Origin of the sequence: Roseinatronobacter ekhonensis, assembly GCF_900499075.1 — a bacterium.
In the GTDB taxonomy this organism is placed as follows: domain Bacteria; phylum Pseudomonadota; class Alphaproteobacteria; order Rhodobacterales; family Rhodobacteraceae; genus Roseinatronobacter; species Roseinatronobacter ekhonensis.
In genome coordinates, this window is record NZ_UIHC01000037.1 from 1 (window position 1) to 23,261 (window position 23,261).

A 23,261-nucleotide genomic window follows, 5' to 3' on the forward strand; every position below is an offset into this window, starting at 1 on the left:
TAGGCCCGGAAATCGCCGAAATACTTCGTGATCGCCGCCGTCAGCGTCGTCTTGCCGTGGTCAACATGGCCAATCGTGCCAATGTTTACGTGCGGTTTACTGCGGTCAAACTTTGCTTTTGCCATGGTGGCATCTCCTTTGTGCGGGGGCGGTGCGTGCAGGCACGCACCCTACGGGGAATGTAGGGTGCGTGGTTTCCCACGCACCGCGACGATCAGGCGTATTTCTTCTGGATCTCGTCCGAGACGTTCTGCGGAACCGGCTCGTAATGCGCGAACTGCATGGTGAAGTTGGCGCGGCCCGACGACATCGAACGCAAGGTGTTGATATAGCCGAACATGTTAGCCAACGGCACGAACGCGTTGATCGCAATCGCATTGCCGCGTTGTTCCTGGCCGGTCACTTGACCACGACGCGAAGTCAGATCACCGATCACCGACCCAGTGTATTCCTCGGGCGAGATGACTTCGACCTTCATCATCGGTTCCAGCAGCTTCGCGCCGGCCTTTCTCAGACCTTCGCGCATGGCCATCCGCGATGCGATTTCGAATGCCAGCACCGAAGAGTCGACATCGTGGTACTTGCCGTCCAGCAGCGCGACCTTGAAGTCGATCACGGGGAAACCCGCAAGCGGACCAGAGTCCATGACGGATTTGATCCCTTTTTCAACACCGGGCACATATTCCTTCGGAACCGTGCCGCCAACGATGCGCGATTCGAACGAGTAGCCTTCGCCCGCTTCGGTTGGGCTGATTTCCAGCTTCACCTCGGCAAACTGGCCGGACCCACCGGACTGCTTCTTGTGGGTATAGGTGTGTTCGATCTTGGTGCCGATCGTTTCACGATACGCAACCTGCGGTGCACCGATATTTGCTTCCACCTTGAATTCACGCTTCAGGCGGTCGACCAGAATATCGAGGTGAAGTTCGCCCATACCCTTCATGATCGTCTGACCCGATTCCAGATCGGTTTCGACGCGGAAGGACGGATCCTCGGCTGCCAGACGTGCCAGACCCTGGCTCATCTTTTCCTGGTCGGCCTTGGTCTTGGGTTCCACGGCAATCTCGATCACCGGATCTGGGAATGTCATGGTTTCCAGAACAACCGGCTTTTGCTGATCGCAGAGCGTGTCGCCCGTGGTGGTCTCTTTCAGGCCCGCCAGTGCGATGATGTCGCCTGCGGCCGCCCAATCGATTTCCTCACGCGAATTCGAGTGCATCATCATCATGCGCCCGACACGTTCTTTCTTGCCCTTGGTCGCGTTCAGGATGCTGTCACCTTTCGAGATGACGCCCGAATAGATGCGCGAGAAGGTCAGCGAGCCGACAAACGGGTCGTTCATGATCTTGAACGCCAGTCCGGCGAAAGGCTGGCCGTCATCAGCCGAGCGCGGGATGTTGCGCGTCTCGGTCTCGTCCTTCGGGTCGAACCCCATGTAGGGAGGCACGTCCAGAGGGCTTGGCAGATAGTCGGTCACAGCGTTCAGCAGGGGCTGCACGCCCTTGTTCTTGAACGCAGAACCCGTGCAAACCGGGACAAAATCCAACGCCAGCGTACCTTTGCGGATCAAACGGCGCAGCGTGGCTTCGTCGGGCTCGTTGCCTTCCAGATACGCTTCCATGACATCGTCGTCCTGTTCGACAGCGATCTCGATCATGGTGGCGCGCCACTCTTCGGCCATGTCCTTCAGCTCGTCACGGACGGGCTGACGGGTCCATGTTGCGCCGAGGTCTTCGCCGCGCCATGTCCACTCTTCCATGGTGATGAGGTCGATGATGCCTTCGAGCAGGTCTTCTGCACCGATGGGAAGCTGGATCGCCAGAGGGGTTGCCCCGGTGCGGTCCTTGATCATCTTCACACAGTTGAAAAAGTCGGCACCGATCTTGTCCATCTTGTTGACGAACACAATCCGCGGCACCTTGTAGCGGTCAGCCTGACGCCAGACGGTTTCGGTCTGCGGCTCTACCCCGGCATTGCCGTCGAGCAGGCAGATCGCGCCATCAAGCACGGCCAGCGAACGCTCGACTTCGATGGTGAAGTCAACGTGGCCGGGTGTGTCGATGATATTGAAGCGGTGCTTCTCGCCGGTCTGGTTTTCACCGTCGACGGTGTTTGCCCAGAACGTGGTGGTCGCAGCAGAGGTGATCGTGATGCCACGCTCTTGTTCCTGCTCCATCCAGTCCATGGTGGCCGCGCCATCATGGACTTCACCGATTTTGTGCGACTTGCCTGTGTAAAACAGGATGCGCTCGGTCGTCGTGGTCTTGCCCGCATCGATATGCGCCATGATCCCGAAGTTACGGTAGCGCTCTAGGGGGTATTCGCGTGCCATGATCTAGTTCCTCAGGCTTGCAGAAATGACTTGGATTACCAACGATAGTGGCTGAATGCCTTGTTGGCATCGGCCATCTTGTGGGTATCTTCCCGCTTCTTGACGGCAGAACCGCGCGAGTTGACGGCATCGACCAGTTCAGCGGCCAGACGCTCTTCCATCGTGTTCTCGTTGCGGGTGCGTGCGGCCTTGATCAACCAGCGGATTGCCAGAGCTTCGCGGCGAATGGGACGCACTTCGACGGGCACCTGATAGGTGGCGCCACCGACGCGGCGCGAGCGCACTTCGACGGACGGCTTGATGTTGTCCAGCGCTTCGTGGAACACTTCGATGGGCGCGCGCTTCAGCTTGCTCTCTACGCGATCCATCGCGTTGTAAACAATCGATTCGGCGGCGGATTTCTTGCCGTCGATCATCAGGTTGTTCATGAATTTTGACAGCACCATATCGCCGAATTTGGCGTCGGGCAGGATTTCGCGCTTTTCAGCGGCGTGACGACGAGACATCTGAAATTCTCCTTACTTCGGACGCTTCGCGCCATATTTCGAACGGCGCTGCTTGCGGTCCTTGACGCCTTGCGTGTCCAGAACGCCGCGCAGAATGTGGTAACGCACACCGGGAAGGTCTTTGACGCGACCGCCGCGGATCAGCACGACCGAGTGCTCTTGCAAGTTGTGCTTTTCGCCGGGGATGTAGCTGATAACCTCATACCCGTTGGTCAGGCGCACCTTGGCAACCTTACGCATAGCCGAGTTCGGTTTTTTCGGCGTGGTGGTGTAAACGCGCGTGCACACGCCGCGCTTCTGGGGGCATTGCTCCAGATGCATCGACTTGGAGCGCTTGACTTTCGGCTGCCGCGGCTTGCGGATCAGCTGTTGGATCGTTGGCATTCCGGTTCTTCCCGTTTCAACCCGTTTTCATGACGCTTGATGCGCCTCTCACACTTGCGCCCAATCCCCGAAAGGCAGAACGCATAATACCGCTTGCGTCCCCATGCATGGGGGCGCCGCGGTGGAATTCCAGAGGATCGGGGCACTTAGCCCGGATCTTGACCGCTACTAATCTGAGTCGCACCAGCGCGCGGGACGGGCCAGCGCAAGGTGGATTGGGGGGCGTATATGTGGAGTCGGAGGGGTTGTCAACACTCACCGGAGGCGTGCGGCAAACCCGCGTTTCGCAGGCTTGCGCGGCGCTTCGCGCGTCCCTCTCGGTAGAGTGTGTAGACCCCTGTCACGACCACGATTGCGCTGCCCAGAAACGTCAGCGGCGCAGGCCATTCGCCCAGCACGATCCAGCCCAGCACCAGCGCCGCCAGCAACGCCGCATAGCGAAACGGTGCGACAAACGTCAGCTCACCGCTGCGCATGGCGAGAATCACAAGGTAATACCCTAGAACCGTGAACACGACCGTTCCGCCCAGCCATGCAAAGCCGCTTGCATCCGGCATGACCCAGACCTCTGTTGCCGACCCGACCGCGCCCAGCAGCGTCACCCCGATAGCTGTGGTCAGCGCCACCATGCTGGACGGCACAGTCTTTGCCATGACCCGCGTGGTCAGGTCACGCAGCGTGACCATCGCCACACAGAGCAGCGCGCTTACCGAGGCCGCTGAGAATGTCTCTGTCCCCGGTCGCACAATCAGCATGACACCGCACATCCCGAACAGAATGGCCGACAGGCGCCGCCAGCCAAGCGGCTCTTTCAGGAACAGGTAGGCCGCCGCCGCTACGGTCAGGGGCACGACTTGGATAATGGCGGTAATTGCGGCCAAGGGCATGTCGAACAGCGCGTTGAAGAAGAAGAATGCCGCGCCCATTTCCGCGCCGGATCTCAGCGCCAGAAACCAGCGGTCACGGTGGCCGAGCACGCCGATCGTGGCGCGCTGCGACCACAACAGCGCCGCAAAGATCACCGTCACTGCAATACCGCGCAGGGTGATAATCTGGAACATGCCAAGGCTTGTGCCCAGCAGCTTCAGAAACGTGTCATTGACGGCAAACGCGCTGGACCCTGCCATCATGAACAAGGCAGCACGACGGTTGTCTGTCATCATGGGCGCAGGGCCATCAACTCCGCCCGAGTGAACGGAAACCGCGTTGCCATGATCTTGTCCAGCTCGACATCGGTGTATTGCTTTTCAACGCCATACACGCGCGCGCCGGAATCGTTGTCGCCATGTACCGACCGAATAAAATGCGGTGTCACGGAGTCTGTGTAGCAATTCCAACGCGTGTGGATCTGGCGGTGATCGGTCGAAAAAATCGTCGGCCGCATTTCTTTCGGCGCGATCATCCCCATACCAATGCCCAAGGGCAGACTCTCGATCACCCCGAACAGCTTGTTTTCGCCTTCTGCGATATTCAGAAACAGGCCATTGTTGAAGGCAATAACCGTTGGCGTCTCTGCCCCCGAGATCTCTAGCACCATCGGGCCAAGGCGTTTTTGTTCGGCAATGCAATCGACGCTCATCGCGTCATCGTCATCCAGCCGGATGGAAATGATATGGCTTTCTGCCTTGGTGCACAGCGTGAGTGCCTTCTTGGTCGCGGCAAAATTCTTCATAGGTGGCAAGGCAATGATGCGCGCGTCGCGCAGCGGCTTCACCAGATCTGTCAGGCGTTTGCGCCACGCCAGCGGGAAATCCGACCCGATCAGAATGGCGGTCGTGAACTCGGGGTCGGTCTGCGCCAGCAGCGACGGAACCGTCAATGCTTCGAACAGCCGAAAGCGACGCTCCAGCCGGGCTTCGTCATACAAGATCGCGCGATTGGCCTCTAGGCCACCATGGGTCAACCGCCAGCCATTCGCTCCAAGATAGGAAAACCGGATCACGACAATGGCTTGAGGTCGGATATTGGCTGGCATGGTGCGTCCCTGACTTGCAGCCTCAGACATGCCCCAAGCCCGTGCAAAAAGAAAGCCCCCGCGCAAGGGCTGCGCGGGGGCTTTTTGGTTCTGCGTCGTCTGCGCGTTAGTCGTCGCGCTTGCCAAAGACGATATCGGCTTCGGACTGCTCGACAGGTTCGGGCGCGGCGAGCGCAGCGGCGGCTTCGGCCTCTGCACGGCGCGCATCCAACACCTTCTTGTCGCGATCAGCCGCCACCTGGCGCACCTTGGCCACAACACCGCCCGTGCCCGCAGGGATCAGGCGGCCCACGATGACGTTTTCCTTCAGGCCCACAAGGTGGTCACGCTTGCCCTGAACCGAGGCTTCGGTCAGCACGCGCGTGGTTTCCTGGAAGGACGCCGCAGAGATGAAGCTACGCGTCTGCAAGCTGGCCTTGGTGATCCCCAACAAGATCGGTTCCCCCTTGGCCGGTTCCAGACCCATCGCCACAGCCTTGGCATTGGCCTCTTCGAACTCGATCTTGTCGACGTTTTCACCTTTCAGAAGCGTGGTCTGGCCAGAATCCAGAATCTCCCACTTCTGAAGCATCTGACGCACGATCACTTCGATATGCTTATCGTTGATCTTCACGCCCTGCAGACGATACACATCCTGAACTTCGTCGATCAGGTAGTTCGCCAATGCCTCGATGCCCAGAATCCGCAAGATGTCATGCGGCGCGGGGTTCCCATCCATGATGTAATCGCCACGCTGGATGAAATCACCCTCTTGCACGGGGATATGCTTGCCCTTCGGCACCAGATACTCGACTGGCTCACGGGTGTCATCCGCAGGCTCGACAGAGATGCGGCGCTTGTTCTTGTAGTCCTTCCCGAAGCGCACATAGCCGTCCATCTCGCAGATGATGGCGTGGTCCTTGGGCCTGCGGGCCTCGAACAATTCCGCCACCCGCGGCAGACCGCCAGTGATGTCCTTGGTCTTGGCACCTTCGCGCGGGATACGCGCAACCACGTCGCCCGCTTGCAGGTCTTGACCGTCCTCGACCGACAGAACAGCATCCACCGACATTGGGTAGGTGATCGGGTTGCCCTGATCGTTGCGCAAAGGCTCGCCCGACTCGGCATCCATCAGGATGATTTCGGGTTTCAGGTCACCGCCCTTCGCGGTCGAGCGCCAATCGCTGACGATTTTCTGCGACATGCCGGTTGCGTCGTCGGTCTCTTCGCGAACCGAGAGGCCCGCAATCAGGTCGACAAAACGCGCACGGCCCGACGTTTCCGCAATGATCGGCAGGGTATAGGGATCCCATTCGAACAGCTTCTCGCCGCGCTCCACCTCTTGGCCGTCCTTGACGAACAGCTTGGAACCGTAGCCCGGCTTGAACGTCGCACGTTCGACCCCATTGGCGTCGATGATGACGATCTGCACCGAGCGGCCCATCACGATCTGTTCGCCCGCCGCATTCTCCAGCGAGTTGGCGTTGCGCAATTCGATCTTGCCGGCCGCATTCGCCTCTTGGAACGACTGGCTGCCACCTTGAGCGATACCACCAATGTGGAAGGTCCGCATGGTAAGCTGCGTGCCCGGCTCGCCAATGGACTGTGCCGCAATGATACCGACAGCCTCACCCTGGTTGACCATCGTGCCGCGTGCCAGATCGCGCCCGTAGCACTTAGCGCAGACGCCTTCCTCGGCCTCGCAGGTCAGCGGCGACCGGATTTTCACGGTCGCGATGCCTGCTGCCTCGATCGCGTCGGCGTCGCGCTCGTCAATCAGAGCATTCCGCGCGACCAGCACTTCACCAGATGCCGGGTCGATCACATCCTCTGCCGGAACACGGCCCAGAATGCGCTCCGCCAGCGACGCGATGATTTCACCGTCATTCACCGCAGCTTGCGCAGTGATGAACAAATCGGTGCCACAATCGTCCAAGCGAACGATGCAATCCTGCGCCACATCCACGAGACGACGCGTCAGGTAGCCCGAGTTCGCGGTTTTCAGCGCGGTATCGGCCAGACCTTTACGGGCACCGTGGGTCGAGTTGAAGTATTCAAGAACGGTCAGACCTTCCTTGAAGTTCGAGATGATCGGCGTTTCGATGATCTCGCCCGACGGCTTGGCCATCAGGCCGCGCATCCCGCCCAACTGCTTCATCTGAGCAGGCGAACCACGCGCGCCGGAATGCGACATCATGTAGACAGAGTTCGGCTCCAACTCGCGGCCTTCCTCGTCACGGCGCACGGCGGAAATTTCGCCCATCATGGCGTTTGCCACGGTGTCCGAACATTTCGACCAAGCGTCGACCACCTTGTTATATTTCTCGCCCTGCGTGATCAGGCCGTCCAGATACTGCTGCTCGAATTCCTTGACCTGGTCGCGGGTCTCGCCCACCTGCTCCCATTTTGCATCGGGGATCAGCATGTCATCCTTGCCGAACGAAATCCCGGCGCGGAAGGCTTCGCGGAAGCCCAGCGTCATGATCTGGTCGCAGAAGATGACCGACTCTTTCTGGCCGCAATAACGGTACACAGTGTCGATGACCGTCTGCACATCTTTCTTGCGCAACAGGCGGTTGACCAATTCGAAGGGCGCTTTCGCGTTCAACGGCAGCAAAGCGCCCAGCCGCAGGCGGCCCGGCGTGGTTTCGACACGCTGCGTCACCTCGTTGCCATCTTCGTCAATCTGGGTGATGCGACACTGGATCTTGGCGTGCAGATGCACATCGCCATTGGCCAGCGCGTGCTCAACCTCGTCGATCGACGAGAAGATCATGCCCTCTCCGGTCATGCCTTCGCGCATCATGGTGACATAATACAGCCCCAACACCATATCCTGCGACGGCACGATGATGGGCGCGCCGTTAGCGGGCGACAGAACGTTGTTGGTCGACATCATCAAGACGCGCGCTTCCAACTGGGCCTCAAGGCTCAGCGGGACGTGCACGGCCATCTGGTCGCCGTCAAAGTCGGCGTTGAACGCCGAACAGACCAGCGGGTGAAGCTGGATAGCCTTGCCCTCGATCAGGATGGGTTCGAACGCCTGAATGCCCAGACGGTGCAAAGTGGGCGCGCGGTTCAGCAGAACCGGATGCTCGCGGATGACCTCGTCCAGAATATCCCAGACTTCGGGGCGCTCTTTCTCGACCAGCTTCTTGGCCTGTTTGACCGTGCTTGATAGCCCCTTCGCTTCCAGACGCGAATAGATGAACGGCTTGAACAACTCCAACGCCATCTTCTTGGGCAGACCGCATTGATGCAATTTCAGTTCCGGACCGGTCACGATCACCGAACGACCCGAGAAGTCCACCCGCTTGCCAAGAAGGTTCTGGCGGAAACGGCCCTGTTTGCCTTTCAGCATGTCGGACATGGATTTCAGCGGGCGCTTATTGTTCCCGGTGATAACGCGACCACGGCGGCCGTTGTCGAACAGCGCATCGACAGATTCCTGCAACATGCGCTTTTCGTTGCGCACAATGATATCGGGCGCACGCAGTTCAATCAGACGCTTCAAACGGTTGTTGCGGTTGATGACGCGGCGATACAGGTCGTTCAGGTCCGAAGTGGCGAAACGACCACCATCCAGCGGCACCAGCGGGCGCAGCTCCGGTGGGATCACCGGCAGAACGGTCATGATCATCCATTCCGGGCGGTTGCCGGATTCGATGAAATGCTCGACCACTTTCAGCCGCTTAATGATCTTCTTGGGCTTCAGCTCGCCCTTGGCTTCCTTCAGCTCTTCGCGCAGACGGGTGGCTTCGTCATCAAGGTCGATGGCGGCGAGCATTTCGCGGATCGCCTCTGCCCCGATATTCGCGGTGAAGGCATCGGCACCGTATTGATCCTGCCCGTCGAGGAATTCTTCCTCGTTCATCAACTGGCCATAGGTCAGGTCGGTCAGACCCGGTTCGATCACGACGTAGTTTTCAAAATACAGGATGCGCTCCAGATCGCGCAGTGTCATGTCCAGCATCAGGCCGATGCGCGAGGGCAGCGACTTCAGAAACCAGATATGCGCGACCGGGCTGGCCAATTCGATATGGCCCATCCGCTCGCGGCGGACCTTTTGCAAGGTCACTTCCACACCGCATTTTTCGCAGACAACACCGCGATATTTCATGCGCTTATATTTACCGCACAGGCACTCGTAGTCCTTGATCGGGCCAAAGATACGCGCACAGAACAGGCCGTCACGTTCGGGCTTGAACGTGCGGTAGTTGATGGTTTCAGGTTTCTTGATCTCGCCATAGGACCAAGAGAGGATGCGCTCCGGAGAGGCCAGCGACACTTTGATCTGGTCAAAGGTCTTGGTCTGGGCCAGCGGGTTGAACGGGTTGGTGGTCAGTTCCTGGTTCATTTCATATTCCTAAAAGACTGGCGGTGAGGAAGTGCGTCACCGTTTTCTTGCAAAGAAAACGGACCGGACCCTTTGAAAGGGTCCGGCACGTGCCGCTTAACCATCCTCCTCCGAATCCAGGAGTTCCATGTTCAGGCCAAGGCCGCGGACTTCCTTCACCAGCACGTTGAAGGATTCCGGCACACCTGCCTCGAAATTGTCCTCGCCCTTGACGATCGATTCATAGACCTTTGTCCGGCCTGCAACGTCGTCCGACTTGACCGTCAGCATCTCTTGCAAGGTGTAGGCGGCACCGTAAGCTTCCAGCGCCCAGACCTCCATCTCACCCAGACGCTGGCCACCAAACTGCGCTTTACCGCCCAATGGCTGCTGCGTGACAAGGCTGTATGGCCCTGTCGAGCGTGCGTGCAGCTTGTCATCGACCAAGTGGTGCAGCTTGAGCATGTATTTCACGCCCACAGTGACGTTGCGCGCGAATTTATCGCCCGTGCGTCCGTCAAACACCGCCGATTGACCCGAGGTGTCAAAGCCCGCGCGGGTCAGCGCGTCATTGACATCGGCCTCTTTCGCGCCGTCGAACACGGGGGTGCCGATGGGCACGCCCTTAGTGACGGTGGCTGCGGATTCCGCGAAGGACGCGTCATCCATGCCTTCGAACACTTCGGCATACAGATCGTCGCCGTAGCTGATGCGCATTGCGTCGCGTACAGGGGTCATATCGCCAGAGCGGCGGTATTCCTGCAACGCTTCGTCAATCTGAACACCCATGCCGCGCAAAGCCCAGCCCATATGGGTTTCCAGAATCTGGCCAACATTCATGCGCGAGGGCACGCCAAGCGGGTTCAGCACCATATCGACCGTGGTGCCATCTGCCAGGAAGGGCATGTCCTCGACCGGCACGACCTTGGAGATGACGCCCTTGTTGCCGTGACGGCCAGCCATCTTGTCGCCCGCTTGCAATTTGCGCTTCACGGCGACAAAGACCTTGACCATCTTCATCACGCCCGGCGGCAGATCGTCGCCACGGCGGACTTTTTCGACCTTGTCGTCAAACCGGGCCTGAAGCTGGCGTTTCTGCTGGTCATAAAGCGCGTTGAGCGCCTCAACCTCTTGTGCCTCTGCCTCATCGGCAAGCGCAAGTTGCCACCACTGGCCACGGCTCAGGCTGGACAGCAGATCTTCCGTGATCTCGGAATTGGCCTTTACGCCTTTGGGGCCTTTGACAGCGGTTTTGCCCAAGATGAGCTGTTGCAGACGGCCGTAGATGTTGCGCTCAAGAATTTCCAGCTCGTCATCGCGGTCGCGCGACAGGCGTTCGATTTCTTCGCGTTCAATCTGCAGCGCACGCTCGTCTTTTTCCACGCCATGACGGTTGAACACACGCACTTCGACGATCGTGCCATACGCCCCCGGCGGCAAACGCAACGACGTGTCGCGGACGTCAGATGCCTTTTCGCCAAAGATCGCGCGCAGCAGCTTTTCTTCCGGCGTCATCGGGCTTTCGCCTTTGGGCGTAACCTTACCCACCAGAATATCACCTGCCTGCACTTCGGCCCCGACATAGACAATGCCCGCTTCGTCAAGGTTGCGCAGCGCTTCCTCGCCGACATTCGGAATGTCGCGCGTGATCTCTTCCGGCCCCAGCTTGGTGTCGCGGGCAGCCACTTCGTATTCGTCAATATGGATCGAAGTGAACACGTCATCCTTCAGGATGCGTTCGGAGATCAGGATCGAGTCCTCGTAGTTATACCCGTTCCAGGGCATGAAGGCGACGACGACGTTGCGGCCAACAGCCAGTTCGCCCAAGTCCGTGCAAGGACCATCGGCAACCACCTGACCGCGCGACACCTGCTCGCCCACCGTCACAAGCGGACGCTGGTTGATGCAGGACGACGCGTTCGAGCGCTTGAACTTCCGCAGACGGTAAATGTCCACGCCCGGTTCGCCCGGTTCCAGCATCTCTGTCGCGCGCACAACGATACGCTGCGCATCAACCTGGTCGATGATGCCAGCGCGGCGGGTCATGATCGCGGCCCCCGAATCGCGGGCCACGGTCGCTTCCATGCCGGTGCCGACCAGCGGCGCATCGGCCTGCAGCAGCGGCACGGCCTGACGCATCATGTTCGAACCCATCAGCGCGCGGTTGGCGTCATCGTTTTCCAGGAACGGGATGAGCGATGCCGCGACCGAGACAAGCTGCTTGGGCGACACGTCGATCAGGTCGACATTCTCGATTGGGTTGAGCATGAAATCGCCACCGACACGGGTCGAGACCATTTCATTCACAAACCGGCCGTCTTCGTCCAGAACCGCATTTGCCTGCGCCACGGTGTGGCGCTGTTCTTCGGTGGCCGAAAGGTAGACGACATCATCCGTCACCTTGCCATCGACAACCTTGCGATACGGGGTTTCGATGAAGCCGTATTTGTTGACCCGCGCGAAGGTGGCGAGCGAGTTGATCAGACCGATATTCTGACCTTCCGGCGTTTCAATCGGGCACATCCGGCCATAGTGGGTCGGGTGCACGTCGCGCACCTCGAAGCCCGCACGCTCACGCGTCAGGCCACCCGGCCCAAGCGCGGACAGGCGGCGCTTGTGCGTCACCTCAGAGAGCGGGTTGGTCTGGTCCATGAACTGCGACAGCTGCGACGAGCCAAAGAATTCGCGCACAGCAGCGGCAGCCGGTTTGGCGTTGATCAGGTCTTGCGGCATGACCGTGTCAATCTCGACAGAGGACATGCGCTCGCGGATCGCACGCTCCATGCGCAGCAGACCGACGCGATACTGGTTCTCCATTAGCTCGCCCACAGAGCGGACGCGGCGGTTGCCAAGGTGGTCGATATCGTCCACCTCGCCCTTGCCGTCACGCAGCTCGACCAAGCCGCCGACGCAGGCAACTATGTCTTCGGGACGCAGGGTGCGCAGCGTGTCGGGTGCGTCCAGTTGCAGACGCATGTTCATCTTCACGCGGCCTACGGCTGACAGGTCGTAGCGCTCGGAATCAAAGAACAACTGGTCGAACAGGGCAGACGCAGTGTCATAGGTCGGTGGCTCGCCCGGACGCATAACGCGGTAGATGTCATGCAGCGCAGTCTCGCGGTTCCAGTTCTTGTCGGCGGCCATCGTGTTGCGAATGTAGGGACCGACCGTAACACCGTCGATGTCGAGCACGTCGATCTCGGTGATGTCATTGTCCAGCAGTGTCTTGAGCGTGCCGCCCTTGACCTCACCATCCTTGTCCAGTTCCCATGTCAACTCGTCCCCGGCCTCGACATAGATCGCGCCGGTTTCCTCGTTGATGATGTCATGCGCCACGTAGCGCCCGACGATATTGTCGAAGGGCACCAGCAACTCACTCACCTCGCCCGCGTCGATCAGTTTCTTGACCATGCGCGGCGTCATCTTGTCGCCAGCCTTGCAGATCACTTCGCCGGTGGCGGCGTCGACCAAGTCCATTGCCGGACGGGTGCCGCGCACACGCTCGGGGAAGAACTTGGTGACCCAGCCCTTGTTCTTCTCCAGACGGAAGCCGACTTTGTTGTAATAGGCATCCATGATCGCGTTCTGATCCATGCCCAGCGCGTAAAGAAGACTGGTTACATGCAGTTTGCGGCGACGGTCGATGCGCGCGAACACCAGATCCTTGGCGTCAAATTCGAAATCCAGCCACGACCCGCGATAGGGAATGATCCGGCAGGTGAACAGCAGCTTGCCCGAGCTGTGCGTCTTGCCTTGGTCATGGTCGAAGAACACACCGGGCGAGCGGTGCATCTGGCTGACGACCACCCGCTCGGTGCCGTTCACGATGAACGTACCGTTGCCCGTCATGAGCGGCATGTCACCCATGAACACGTCTTGTTCCTTGATGTCCTTGACCGATTTCGCGCCGGTTTCCTCGGAAATATCGAACACGATCAGACGCAGCGTCACCTTCAGTGGCGCGGCATAGGTCATGTCGCGCTGCATGCACTCTTCGGTGTCGTATTTCGGCTTTTCCAGCTCGTATTTCACGAATTCCAGCGTGGCGGTTTCGTTGAAATCCTTGATCGGGAAAACCGACTGGAACACGCCCATGATACCTTCGCCATCCAGCGGGGTGTCGGAATCCCCCGAGCGCAGGAACAGGTCATAAGACGATTTCTGAATCTCGATCAGATTCGGCATTTCCAGAACTTCGCGGATTTTGCCGAACATCTTGCGGATGCGTTTCTGGCCAATATGGGTTTGCGCCATATGCGTGGTCACCTTCTATATCTTCGCGGGCGGGCGGGCTGTCGGGCCTCAGCCGCCGGCCGCTTGCGAAATGGGTCAGAGGCTCTATTCCTGCGAACCCTCCCACAGGTCCGCTCCCGAGCCGATCACTTCCCCTGGACAACCCTTTGGGTAGATAAGCCTTACCAAAGGGCTGTCCAGAAACAGCGATAAACTGGGGCCAGATACGCTCTGGCCCCAGTTTCAAATTGAGAGGGTCGAGATGCCGCGCATCCCGCCCGATTACTTAAGCTCGACTTTCGCGCCAGCGTCTTCAAGCTTCTTCTTGATTTCTTCGGCTTCCTCTTTCGGAGCGCCTTCTTTCACAGCCTTGCCACCGGCTTCGACCAGGTCCTTGGCTTCTTTCAGGCCGAGACCGGTGATGCCGCGGACTTCTTTGATGACCGCGATCTTGTTGGCGCCAGCTTCCATCAGGACGACGTCGAATTCGGTCTTTTCTTCTTCGGCCTCGCCAGCATCACCAGCTGGGCCAGCCATCATCACAGCGCCGCCAGCAGCGGGCTCGATGCCGTATTCATCCTTCAGGATGGTTTTCAGTTCTTGTGCTTCCAGCAGCGTGAGGTTCACGATTTGCTCTGCAAGTGCTTTCAGGTCAGCCATTGTTCTGTTCCGTTCTGTTCAGGTTTGATTGTCCAACGCGGGCATATTTCACGCCACGCGGGCCATTGGTTGCTTATGCCGCTTCGCGCTCTTCGAGCGTCGAGAGAATACCGGCAATATTTGACGCAGGCGCACCGATCGCACCGGCAATGTTCGAAGCAGGGGCACCGATGCACGACACGACCTGAGCGATAAGCTCGTCGCGTGAGGGCATAGCGGCCACAGCCTTGACACCAGCCGGGTCAAGCGCCGAACTGCCCATGGCACCACCAAGAACCACCAGCTTGGCGTTTTCCTTGGTGTAGTCCTGAACCACCTTCGCAGCCGCGACGGGGTCTTCGGAATAGGCAAGAACGGTCATTCCTGTCAGAAGGCCGGAAATGCTTTCGCAGGGCTTTCCTTCCAGGGCGATCTTGGCGAGCTTGTTCTTGGCGACGCGTACGGAACCGCCCGCTTCGCTCATGCGAGCGCGCAGAACCTGCATCTCTGCAACCGTGAGGCCAGCGTAATGTGCTACCACAACCACGCCAGAGCTTTCGAAGATCTGGCCGAGTTCCTCGACCACTTTCTCTTTTTGGGCTCTATCCACAGGGTCTCTCCAATTTTCGAGGGGTTTCCCCCTCGGCTCGTTGCGCCGGGCTTTGACACCCGACAAGAGGTCCGAACGGGCACTCTCCAATTTCGCCCGAGGTAATCCCCGGTCAGAAAATTGTTCCTGTCCCGCCTCAGGCAGGATTTATGATGCCAGGCATCACCCACCGTCTCGGACGAATCATCAAGGGAAAAATCTTGCGACCCTTCCCCGGACGGTGGGTGCATAGTCGGATAACCGCGCCTTGCCAAGAGCGAATCTGCGGCAATCGCGCTAGGGTGAAGCTACTCGCCCCGTCCTTGAATCTGATTGCGATAATAATCTGCCTCTGCACGCGCCTCTCGGACGCCGTCCATGGCGCCCGCAACTTCTGCTTCCAGTTGCTTGATGCGAGCTGTCAGATCACGCTCGCGGGTTTCGACATAATTTATCGCCTGATCGCGAATTTCTTCGGCCTCGTGCAATGCCTGCGCCATCCGGTCCAACTCTCCAAGGTCTTGTTGGCGCACCCGTGTGAAGCGGTGGATCAGCCAGTTCGTGAACCAGCCAAGCGCGAAGGCCACAAACAGCACCAACGCAGTTACCAAGACGAATTGCATACGGTTCATGTGTGTCGGTCCTGTTGGTTACTCTGACCGCGCGGGACGGGTGCGCGGGCGCGGGCTGCTGTCATCCGCCGGGTTAACCCGGATGGCAAGCTCTGATTCGTCGGGCAACTCGGCCTCTTCGGCGGGGGCAGTGTCGCCATCATCCGGCGCAAGCTCTGCCTGCGCGGCCTCCAGTGACGCCCCGATCAAGGAAAACTCGATCCGGCGATTTGCCTCGCGCCCATCTTCGGTGCCGTTATCCGCAATGGGAAATTCCGGGCCATAGCCTTTTGCGTCGAACTCGCTCACCAGCGCACCGCGCGCCATCAGCCCGGCCACAACGGCCTCTGCGCGCTGCTGGCTCAGACGCATATTGGTTTCCAGCCGCCCCTGACTGTCGGTATGCCCGGCGACCTCCATGCTCATGCGGCCACAGCTGCGCAGGATTTCGGCAATCTCGTCCAGCACCTCGACCGCGTCCCCCGTGATGCTGGTAGAGCCGGGGTCGAAGGTGATTTTGCGTTGGGCAATAGCCTCGTCAATCCAGCCTTTGCATCGCGCGGGCGTCGGCAGTTGCGCGACGGGGTCAAGCTCTTCGTCATACGCCACATCCAGCGAAAACACGGCGCTTTGCCCCAGTTTATCGCCCAACAGGCGCGAAATCAGGTCAGACGCATCCGGCAGGCCGGACACGCCAGAGATTTCTACCCGATCCGGATGAAACCGCACCGTGCCATTGTCGAGATAGTTCAACACATCCACCGCCAACAGCGCCCGCAACGGCCAGCCGCCGGGCAGGTCCGGGTCCAGTCTGGCCGAAACCGTCACGGCACCTGGTCCGAAATTTGCCTGCGCAAGGCTGCGCACCGCGTCACGCGTGCGCTCGTCTGTCAGTCGGCCCGACAACGCGACTGCCCCCTGTTCTGACAACCGCGCAGTGAATTCGGCCTGATCCTCTGTCGCGGCAAGCTGGGCATTGCTTGGTGGCAGGCGCACGGCGTTCAGCGAAAAGGCGTCGGGCAAAAGGCGTTCCAGTTCGCCCGCCTGCCGGTCGAACAGGTCCGACGCAACCGTCGCCGGGACAACCAAGGACACGTCCGTGTCGGAAAAGGTGACGGTGCCCGCTTCCAATTCGCCGATGGCTTCCAGCGCGCTGATAACCCCGTCTTGCCAACGCGGTGTCGGAGCACCCAAACCGACCACGCAATCCAAACGACCGCTTGCGCCGGCTGCGCGCCCTGCGGCCAGAATGGCCGTGCGGGCCTCTTGCGTATCCGCCGCACAGGCATCGAAGCGTGCGCCGTTCTCATCGCGCACGAATCGCAGCGTGAAAGGCGTGATCGCGGGTCGCGGGGCAGAGATGTCGAGCGCGGCAATCACGTCGCGCGGGCGATTGCGCGCAAGTTCCGTGCGCTTTAGGTCCCGTTCTTCCTCTGATCCCGTCAGTCCGACCACGTCCACACGCCCCGAAGAGATGGATATTTTCGCGGCGTCCAAAATGGCCAACGCAGAGAGGGCGAAATCGGTGGCACTTGTCCACGCGAAAGGCTCCGGATACCCAGCGGATTCCAGCATGTTCTCGACCGACAACTCTGCGTCGATTGCTTCCATCCGTGCAACGAAGCCGTCGGTATCGAACTCCCACGGGACAAGGCCGACGATCTGCACATCCAGACCATTGCGCAGGATTTCCATGGAAAATTCCGGTGCCGCGATCTGGGTGGCGGGTGTAACCGTGATCTGGTCCAGAATGCGCTCGGCCGATACGATCTGGTTGGCCGTGCTGATGGCGTTGAAGCGGGCGGCCTCGGTCGGTGCCTCTCCGCTCAGGCGCAACAAAAGACCGTCCGTGTCCACCTCGGCCCAGTCCAGCCCCTTGGCACCCAGCGCGGCGCCGGTTTCGCGTTCAACAACATGCTCCAGCACGCGGGCGCTCAGCTGTGCTGCACCAAATGCCAATGCAGCCGCAATCACAAAAGCGAAGGCTGTCATGACGTGCCATTTGAAGCGTGTCAGAACCGGCTTCGCCGCTCCCGGCAGAATTTCTAGAAAGCGTTTCATGCCTGTCCCCTAGCGCCTTCGCGCGGGCCACGCAATCAGGCGAAACACGCAGCGGCAAGAAACAGCGCAGCCAGCAAACCCGCATCGCGGTTCGACCGAAACAGCTTCAGGCAAACCGCACCGTCGTCAATGTCCAGCTTGGTCAACTGCCATTGCATATGCCACCCCATCGCCCATGCGCCGCCCAGACCGATGGACATGGCCAAGGGGTTGGCCAGCGGTGCCAGCGCGTAGATCACACTCAGCGACATCAACACGACGGTCGCCACCAGAAACCCACGCAACCATTGGTCGGTGTTTTTACCGAACAAGCGCGCGGTGGATTTCACACCGATCAGCGCATCATCCTCGCGGTCTTGATGCGCATAGATCGTGTCGTAAAACAACGTCCAGCTTATACCAGCCAGATACAGGAATATCGCGGGCAGCCCCAAGCTGCCGGTTTGCGCCGTCCATGCCAGAACTGCCCCCCAGTTAAAGGCCAGCCCAAGAAAAATCTGAGGCCACCAGGTAAAGCGTTTTGCAAAGGGGTAAATGGCGACCAGCCCGAGCGACAGCACGCCAAGCCCAACGGCAGCCCAATTGAAGGTAAATAGAATAAGCGCCGCCACTCCGGCCTGAATTGCCATCCAGACCAACGCCTGACGCGATGTCACCTGCCCCGATGGTATGGGTCGAGAGCGGGTGCGGGCCACCTTGTCGTCTATGTCTCGATCGGTCACGTCGTTCCAAGTGCAGCCGGCCCCGCGCATAAGCACCGCGCCAATGCCACACCCCGCAAAAATCCAGATGGTCAGCCAGCCCGCAGTGTCGGGAAATGCCGCAGCGCCCAGAAACGCCCCCCACCAGCAAGGCAGCAACAGCAGCCATGTTCCGATGGGCCGGTCCACTCGCGACAGGCGCAGATAGGGGCGCGCATGGGGCGGGGCGTACCGGTCCACCCAGTTTTGCGCATAGGCATCGGCGACGGGTGTGTCCGTGCCCTCTGGCCTTTGCGGGTCATTGTCCATAAATTCGGCCCCATGTCTGGCGAAGCGGTCAAGATACGGCTCTATCTAGAGCAGCCCTTGGGGGCGGGGCAAGGGCTGGACCTGTCGCGCGACCATGCGCATTACCTGTTCAATGTCATGCGGCTTGGTCCGGGGGCAACGGTGGCGGTGTTCAACGGGCAAGATGGTGCATGGCTGGCAGAGGTGGCCGAGGCTGGCAAACGCGGCGGCACGCTTTTGTGTCGCCACCAGATTGCGCCACAGCGCGACCCGCCCGACCTGTGGCTGGTCTTTGCACCGATCAAAAAGGCGCGGACCGATTTCATTGTCGAGAAAGCCGCCGAAATGGGCGCGGCGCGCATTCTGCCTGTGCAGACAGAGTTCACCAATTCCGACCGTATCCGGCAAGACCGGCTGCAAGCCCACGCGGTGGAAGCAGCAGAGCAATGTGGCGGCACTTTCGTGCCCGTGGTCGAAAACCTGCAACCGCTGTCGCGCCTGCTGGCAAACTGGCCTGACGGGCGCGCTTTGATCTGGGCGGATGAGGGGCTGGCGGACGCGGCAGAACCGTGCGCCCTGCCCCCTGCCCCTGCCGCACTTCTGATCGGCCCCGAAGGCGGCTTTTCACCATCCGAGCGCGACCGTCTGCGCAAACGGCCCGCGATTCACCCCATCGCCCTTGGCCCGCGCATCTTGCGAGCCGACACGGCGGCGGTGGCCGCGCTGACGCTCTGGCAATCCACCCAAGGGGATTGGCTATGATCCGCAAGGCCGGGCCTGCCGACCATGAGGCACTCGCAGCCTTTCTGGCGGGTTACATCGAAAGTTCCATGTTCCTTCTGGGCAATCTGGACGCTTACGGCACGGATAACACCGACCATCCGCATGGCACGACGTTTTTCCTGCAAGAGACCGGGGACGGAATTATCGGCGTGTTCGGCGCCACGAATGGCGGGCTGTTGATGTGCCAGATCCCGCGTCTGACCGCGCTGGAGGCGCAGACCTATGCCCATCTGCTGAGGGGCTACACGTTGCGTGGGATGACGGGGGCGTCAGATCAGGTGGCGCTGATCCTCGATGCGCTACCGCTTGGCGGTGCCGTCTGGCAGATAAATCATGACGAGCCGCTCTGCGCGCTGGACCTTGCCAAGCTGGACACCCCAGAGGCGGTGCTGCGCGCGCCAGAGGGCAACGACCAAGACACCCTTGCGCACTGGTTCAACGCATACATGACCGAAACGCGCACCCATCCCGGCGGCGATGCGGGACGGCACCGAGCGAAGAACGCGTTGGGGTCCGACCGCGTGCGCCTGCTGGTCGAGGGCGGACAAATCACCGCCATGACCGGGCTGAACAGCTTTGCGCGCGACGTGGTGCAGATCGGCGGAGTCTATGTGCCGCCCGAGTTGCGCGGGCAAGGTCGCGCCGGGCGTGTGGTGGCCGCGCATCTGGCAGAGCTGAAAGCGCGCGGCTATGCCCGCGCCATCCTGTTCGCCAATTCCGACCATGCCGCGCGCGCTTACGCGCGGATCGGCTTTGCGCATATCGGCAGCTATCGCGTGGCGCTGCTGCAAGAACCCGTCACCTTGGGAACCCCGGCATGAACCTGATCCGCCCCGAACTCGCCGAAGGCCTGCGACGTTGGTCAGAGGTTCTGGCAAGTCTGGCGCTGTCCGGTTTCGGCTTGTGGACACTGCAAAGCTATGATCGTTTTATTCAGATCCTTGGCGCTGCAATCATCGTCACGGGGCTGGGACTGGCGCTGCTGGCATGGCGGCGCTTGCGCTTTCAGCGCGACACCGAAGCACCCGGCATTGTGCAGGTCGTCGAAGGGCAAATCAGCTATTTCGGGCCAGAGACCGGCGGTTTTGTCGGCCTGGGGCAAGTTGTGGAACTGCATCTGGTGGATCATGGAACGGCATGGCGTCTGGTCACACCGGAGGAGGAGTTGAGCATCCCCGTCGCGGCCCAAGGGGCTGACGCGCTGTTCGATGCCTTTGCCCAGCTTCCCGGTCTGCGCATGTCCGATGTTTTGACCGCCTTGGACCACCCGCAGCCCACGCGCGTGCTGTGGCTGCATGCCAGCCGACGGCCAACCCGTCTTGCCAAGTCTTGACTTGGCCGCGCGCCCGGCCCAAGTCTGCCCGCAACACGCACAAGGAAAAGCCAGATGTCCATACCCCAAACCGGCGGCGGGCCGATCGAGAACAAGGCCCAACTGGCCGAATATCTGGCCGCAGGCTGCAAGCCCAAGGACCAATGGCGCATCGGCACGGAGCACGAGAAATTCGGCTATTGCCGCGACACGTTGAACCCGCTGCCCTATGACGGCCCACGCTCCATCCGCGCGGTGCTGGAAGGGTTGCGCGACCGCTTTGGTTGGGCACCGGTGCTGGAAGCGGGCCATATCATCGGGTTGGAAAAGGACGGCGCGAATGTCAGCCTTGAACCCGGCGGACAGTTGGAGCTGTCGGGCGCGCCCTTGGACAACATTCACCAGACCTGTGACGAGGTGAACCAGCATTTGCGCGAAGTGCGGTCCGTGGCCGAAGAAATCGGGGTTGAGTTCATAGGCCTTGGCGCAGCACCGGTCTGGAACCATGATGAAATGCCGGTCATGCCGAAGGGCCGCTACAAGCTGATGACCGATTATATGGACCGCGTTGGCACCATGGGCAAAACCATGATGTATCGGACCTGCACGGTTCAGGTGAACCTAGATTTCGGGTCCGAAGCCGACATGGTGCAAAAGCTGCGCGTGGCGCTGGCACTGCAACCCGTGGCAACCGCATTGTTCGCAAATTCGCCGTTTCTGGACGGCAAACCCAACGGGCACAAAAGCTGGCGCGCGCGGGTGTGGCGCGATCTGGACGCAGCGCGGACGGGCATGCTGCCCTTCGTGTTCGACGACGGGTTCGGGTTCGACGCATGGGTCGACTACGCGCTCGATGTGCCGATGTATTTCGTCTATCGCGACGGCAAATATATCGACGCATTGGGCCAGTCGTTCCGAGACTTCATGCGCGGTGAATTGCCCGCTTTGCCCGGCGAAATTCCGACACTGTCGGACTGGGCCGACCACCTGACCACGATCTTTCCCGAGGCACGTGTCAAGAAATTCATCGAAATGCGCGGGGCCGATGGCGGCCCGTGGCGGCGGCTGTGCGCGCTGCCCGCGTTGTGGGTTGGCCTATGTTACGACCAGTCAGCGCTGGATGCCGCTTGGGACCTGGCCAAAGGCTGGGACGCGGAAACCCGCGACAGCCTGCGCATCGCGGCGTCGGTGGACGGGCTGGCTGGCAAAGTGGGCAACCTGCATTTGCACGACATCGCGCGTGAGGTTGTGGCGATTGCCGAATCCGGCCTGAAAGCCCGCGGTCGCGAAGGCGCAGGCGGCATGCTGCCGGACGAGACCCATTTCCTGAACGCGCTGAAGGAAACGCTTGAAACCGGCCAGACACCCGCCGACGAATTGCTGGCCCGCTATCACGGTGACTGGCAAGGCGATCTGAACCGTATTTATGCCGACTACAGTTATTGATGGCGAAACTCGGCACTATAAGCCTGCGCCACCGCATTCAGGACTGGATGGCCGCCGCGCTTCTGGAAGGGTTGCGCCCGCTACCCTACAGGCGACGTATTGCGCTTTTGGGCTGGCTAGGGGTGCATGTGGTCGGTCCCTTGGCGGGGCTGCGCAGCCGTGTGCGCAACAATCTGGACATGGTCGCGCCGGAATTGCCAGCGGCTGAGCGCAACCGCATCGCGCGGCAGGTTCCCGGCAACATGGCGCGGACCATTGGCGAGATCTTTGCTGGCGCGGAATTCGTGGCGCACGCCAAGCAGGCCAAGCTTGAAGGCAGCGGGCTTGCCCATCTGCATGACGCGCATGCAAAGGGCCAGCCGGTTATCCTTGTGACGGGGCATCTGGGAAACTACGACGCAGCGCGCGCGCTGCTGCTGGCGCAAGGCTTCAAGGTTGCAGGGTTCTACATGCCCATGCGCAACCCTGCTTTTAACGCGCGCTATGTCGCCGCGATTTCGCGCATCGGCACGCCTGTTTTCGCACGCGGACGCGACGGGCTGGCGAAAATGCTGCGCTTCTTGCGGCAAGGCGGCATGGTTGGGCTGGTAACTGACCATTACATGCACCATGGCGCGCTACTGGATTTCATGGGGCAGCCTGCACGCACAGCCCTGTCTGCCGCCGAAATGGCGCTGAAATACAACGCGCTGCTGGTGCCTGTCTATGGCATCCGGCAACCCGACGGTCTGGGCTTTCACGTCCGTATCGAAGCGCCGGTGCCGCATAGCGATCCGGTCACAATGACCCGTGCGCTCAATGCCTCGTTAGAGACGTTGGTTCGCCAGAATATGGACCAATGGATGTGGACCCATCGCCGCTGGAAAAAGAACCGTGTGGAGGATATGGACGCCTGAGCCACCGCGCGGCTATTCGGGTTTCTCGACCGGTTTCGGCTTGTCATCATACTCGTCGGTCAGAATGCGCTGGCTGTCGCCATCCGGGTCATCATACATACCCTTGCGCAATGTCCAGATGAACGCGCCAAGGCCCAACAGACCAAGGATCAGCGACACAGGGATCAGGATTGTCAGAACTTCCATAAGC

General features: G+C 60.3%; 19 protein-coding genes. 5 read left to right on the forward strand and 14 right to left on the reverse strand.

Going from position 1 to position 23,261, the window contains the following annotated elements:
* The 13 genes from ROE7235_RS14195 to ubiA all read right to left on the reverse strand — a co-directional run.
* A partial coding sequence (locus tag ROE7235_RS14195) for a GTP-binding protein (RefSeq protein ID WP_245963857.1) occupies positions 1-125 on the reverse strand: 125 nt, incomplete at its 3' end.
* An 89-nt stretch (positions 126-214) separates the two neighbouring features.
* On the reverse strand, positions 215-2,332 hold the full coding sequence (fusA, locus tag ROE7235_RS14200) for an elongation factor G (protein ID WP_121096168.1): 2,118 nt from the start codon (positions 2,330-2,332) through the stop codon (positions 215-217).
* Positions 2,333-2,367: 35 nt separating this feature from the next.
* Positions 2,368-2,838: a 30S ribosomal protein S7 gene (gene rpsG, locus ROE7235_RS14205; protein WP_121096169.1), complete on the reverse strand. Its 471-nt coding sequence runs from the start codon at positions 2,836-2,838 to the stop codon at positions 2,368-2,370.
* A 12-nt stretch (positions 2,839-2,850) separates the two neighbouring features.
* A complete protein-coding gene (rpsL, locus tag ROE7235_RS14210; RefSeq protein WP_026759053.1) occupies positions 2,851-3,222 on the reverse strand; it encodes a 30S ribosomal protein S12 in 372 nt (123 codons plus the stop codon).
* Between the two features lie 248 nt (positions 3,223-3,470).
* Complete coding sequence (locus tag ROE7235_RS14215; RefSeq protein ID WP_121096170.1) at positions 3,471-4,385, reverse strand: DMT family transporter; 915 nt, start codon at positions 4,383-4,385, stop codon at positions 3,471-3,473.
* Entirely contained in the window at positions 4,382-5,197 is an 816-nt protein-coding gene (locus ROE7235_RS14220) for a glycosyltransferase (protein ID WP_183073520.1), read from the reverse strand. The genes ROE7235_RS14215 and ROE7235_RS14220 overlap by 4 nt, the downstream gene beginning before the upstream one ends.
* Positions 5,198-5,303: 106 nt before the next feature.
* Positions 5,304-9,533 (reverse strand): DNA-directed RNA polymerase subunit beta', encoded by a 4,230-nt coding sequence (gene rpoC / locus ROE7235_RS14225; RefSeq protein WP_121096172.1) that lies wholly within the window; start codon positions 9,531-9,533, stop codon positions 5,304-5,306.
* A 96-nt stretch (positions 9,534-9,629) separates the two neighbouring features.
* Positions 9,630-13,766, reverse strand: a complete 4,137-nt coding sequence (gene rpoB, locus ROE7235_RS14230; RefSeq protein ID WP_121096173.1) for a DNA-directed RNA polymerase subunit beta — start codon at positions 13,764-13,766, stop codon at positions 9,630-9,632.
* A gap of 261 nt (positions 13,767-14,027) precedes the next feature.
* Positions 14,028-14,405 (reverse strand): 50S ribosomal protein L7/L12, encoded by a 378-nt coding sequence (gene rplL, locus ROE7235_RS14235; RefSeq protein ID WP_121096174.1) that lies wholly within the window; start codon positions 14,403-14,405, stop codon positions 14,028-14,030.
* Positions 14,406-14,478: 73 nt separating this feature from the next.
* On the reverse strand, positions 14,479-14,994 hold the full coding sequence (gene rplJ, locus ROE7235_RS14240; protein WP_121096175.1) for a 50S ribosomal protein L10: 516 nt from the start codon (positions 14,992-14,994) through the stop codon (positions 14,479-14,481).
* A gap of 287 nt (positions 14,995-15,281) precedes the next feature.
* A complete protein-coding gene (locus ROE7235_RS14245; protein ID WP_121096176.1) occupies positions 15,282-15,605 on the reverse strand; it encodes a hypothetical protein in 324 nt (107 codons plus the stop codon).
* A gap of 18 nt (positions 15,606-15,623) precedes the next feature.
* Complete coding sequence (locus ROE7235_RS14250; RefSeq protein ID WP_121096177.1) at positions 15,624-17,645, reverse strand: OmpA family protein; 2,022 nt, start codon at positions 17,643-17,645, stop codon at positions 15,624-15,626.
* A 35-nt stretch (positions 17,646-17,680) separates the two neighbouring features.
* On the reverse strand, positions 17,681-18,655 hold the full coding sequence (ubiA, locus tag ROE7235_RS14255) for a 4-hydroxybenzoate octaprenyltransferase (RefSeq protein WP_121096178.1): 975 nt from the start codon (positions 18,653-18,655) through the stop codon (positions 17,681-17,683).
* Between the two features lie 12 nt (positions 18,656-18,667).
* On the opposite strand from ubiA, the gene ROE7235_RS14260 reads away from it, so the two are divergent.
* Genes ROE7235_RS14260 through ROE7235_RS14280 form a run of 5 tightly spaced genes read left to right on the forward strand, consistent with a single transcriptional unit; the run spans position 18,668 to position 23,071 of the window.
* Positions 18,668-19,396, forward strand: a complete 729-nt coding sequence (locus tag ROE7235_RS14260; RefSeq protein ID WP_121096179.1) for a 16S rRNA (uracil(1498)-N(3))-methyltransferase — start codon at positions 18,668-18,670, stop codon at positions 19,394-19,396.
* Positions 19,393-20,238 carry a GNAT family N-acetyltransferase gene (locus ROE7235_RS14265; RefSeq protein WP_121096180.1) on the forward strand — a complete coding sequence of 282 codons (846 nt, stop codon included), beginning with the start codon at positions 19,393-19,395 and terminating at the stop codon, positions 20,236-20,238. Before ROE7235_RS14260 ends, ROE7235_RS14265 begins: the two co-directional genes overlap by 4 nt.
* Positions 20,235-20,750: a hypothetical protein gene (locus ROE7235_RS14270; RefSeq protein ID WP_121096181.1), complete on the forward strand. Its 516-nt coding sequence runs from the start codon at positions 20,235-20,237 to the stop codon at positions 20,748-20,750. Before ROE7235_RS14265 ends, ROE7235_RS14270 begins: the two co-directional genes overlap by 4 nt.
* 54 nt (positions 20,751-20,804) lie before the next feature.
* A complete protein-coding gene (locus ROE7235_RS14275; RefSeq protein WP_121096182.1) occupies positions 20,805-22,175 on the forward strand; it encodes a glutamate--cysteine ligase in 1,371 nt (456 codons plus the stop codon).
* Positions 22,175-23,071, forward strand: coding sequence for a lysophospholipid acyltransferase family protein (locus ROE7235_RS14280; RefSeq protein ID WP_121096183.1), 897 nt, complete (start codon positions 22,175-22,177; stop codon positions 23,069-23,071). The genes ROE7235_RS14275 and ROE7235_RS14280 overlap by 1 nt, the downstream gene beginning before the upstream one ends.
* Positions 23,072-23,083: 12 nt before the next feature.
* Here ROE7235_RS14280 and ccoS read toward each other — a convergent pair whose 3' ends face one another.
* The gene (ccoS, locus tag ROE7235_RS14285; protein ID WP_121096184.1) at positions 23,084-23,257 is read right to left on the reverse strand and encodes a cbb3-type cytochrome oxidase assembly protein CcoS; all 174 of its coding nucleotides are present in this window, start codon (positions 23,255-23,257) and stop codon (positions 23,084-23,086) included.
* Positions 23,258-23,261 lie beyond the last annotated feature (4 nt).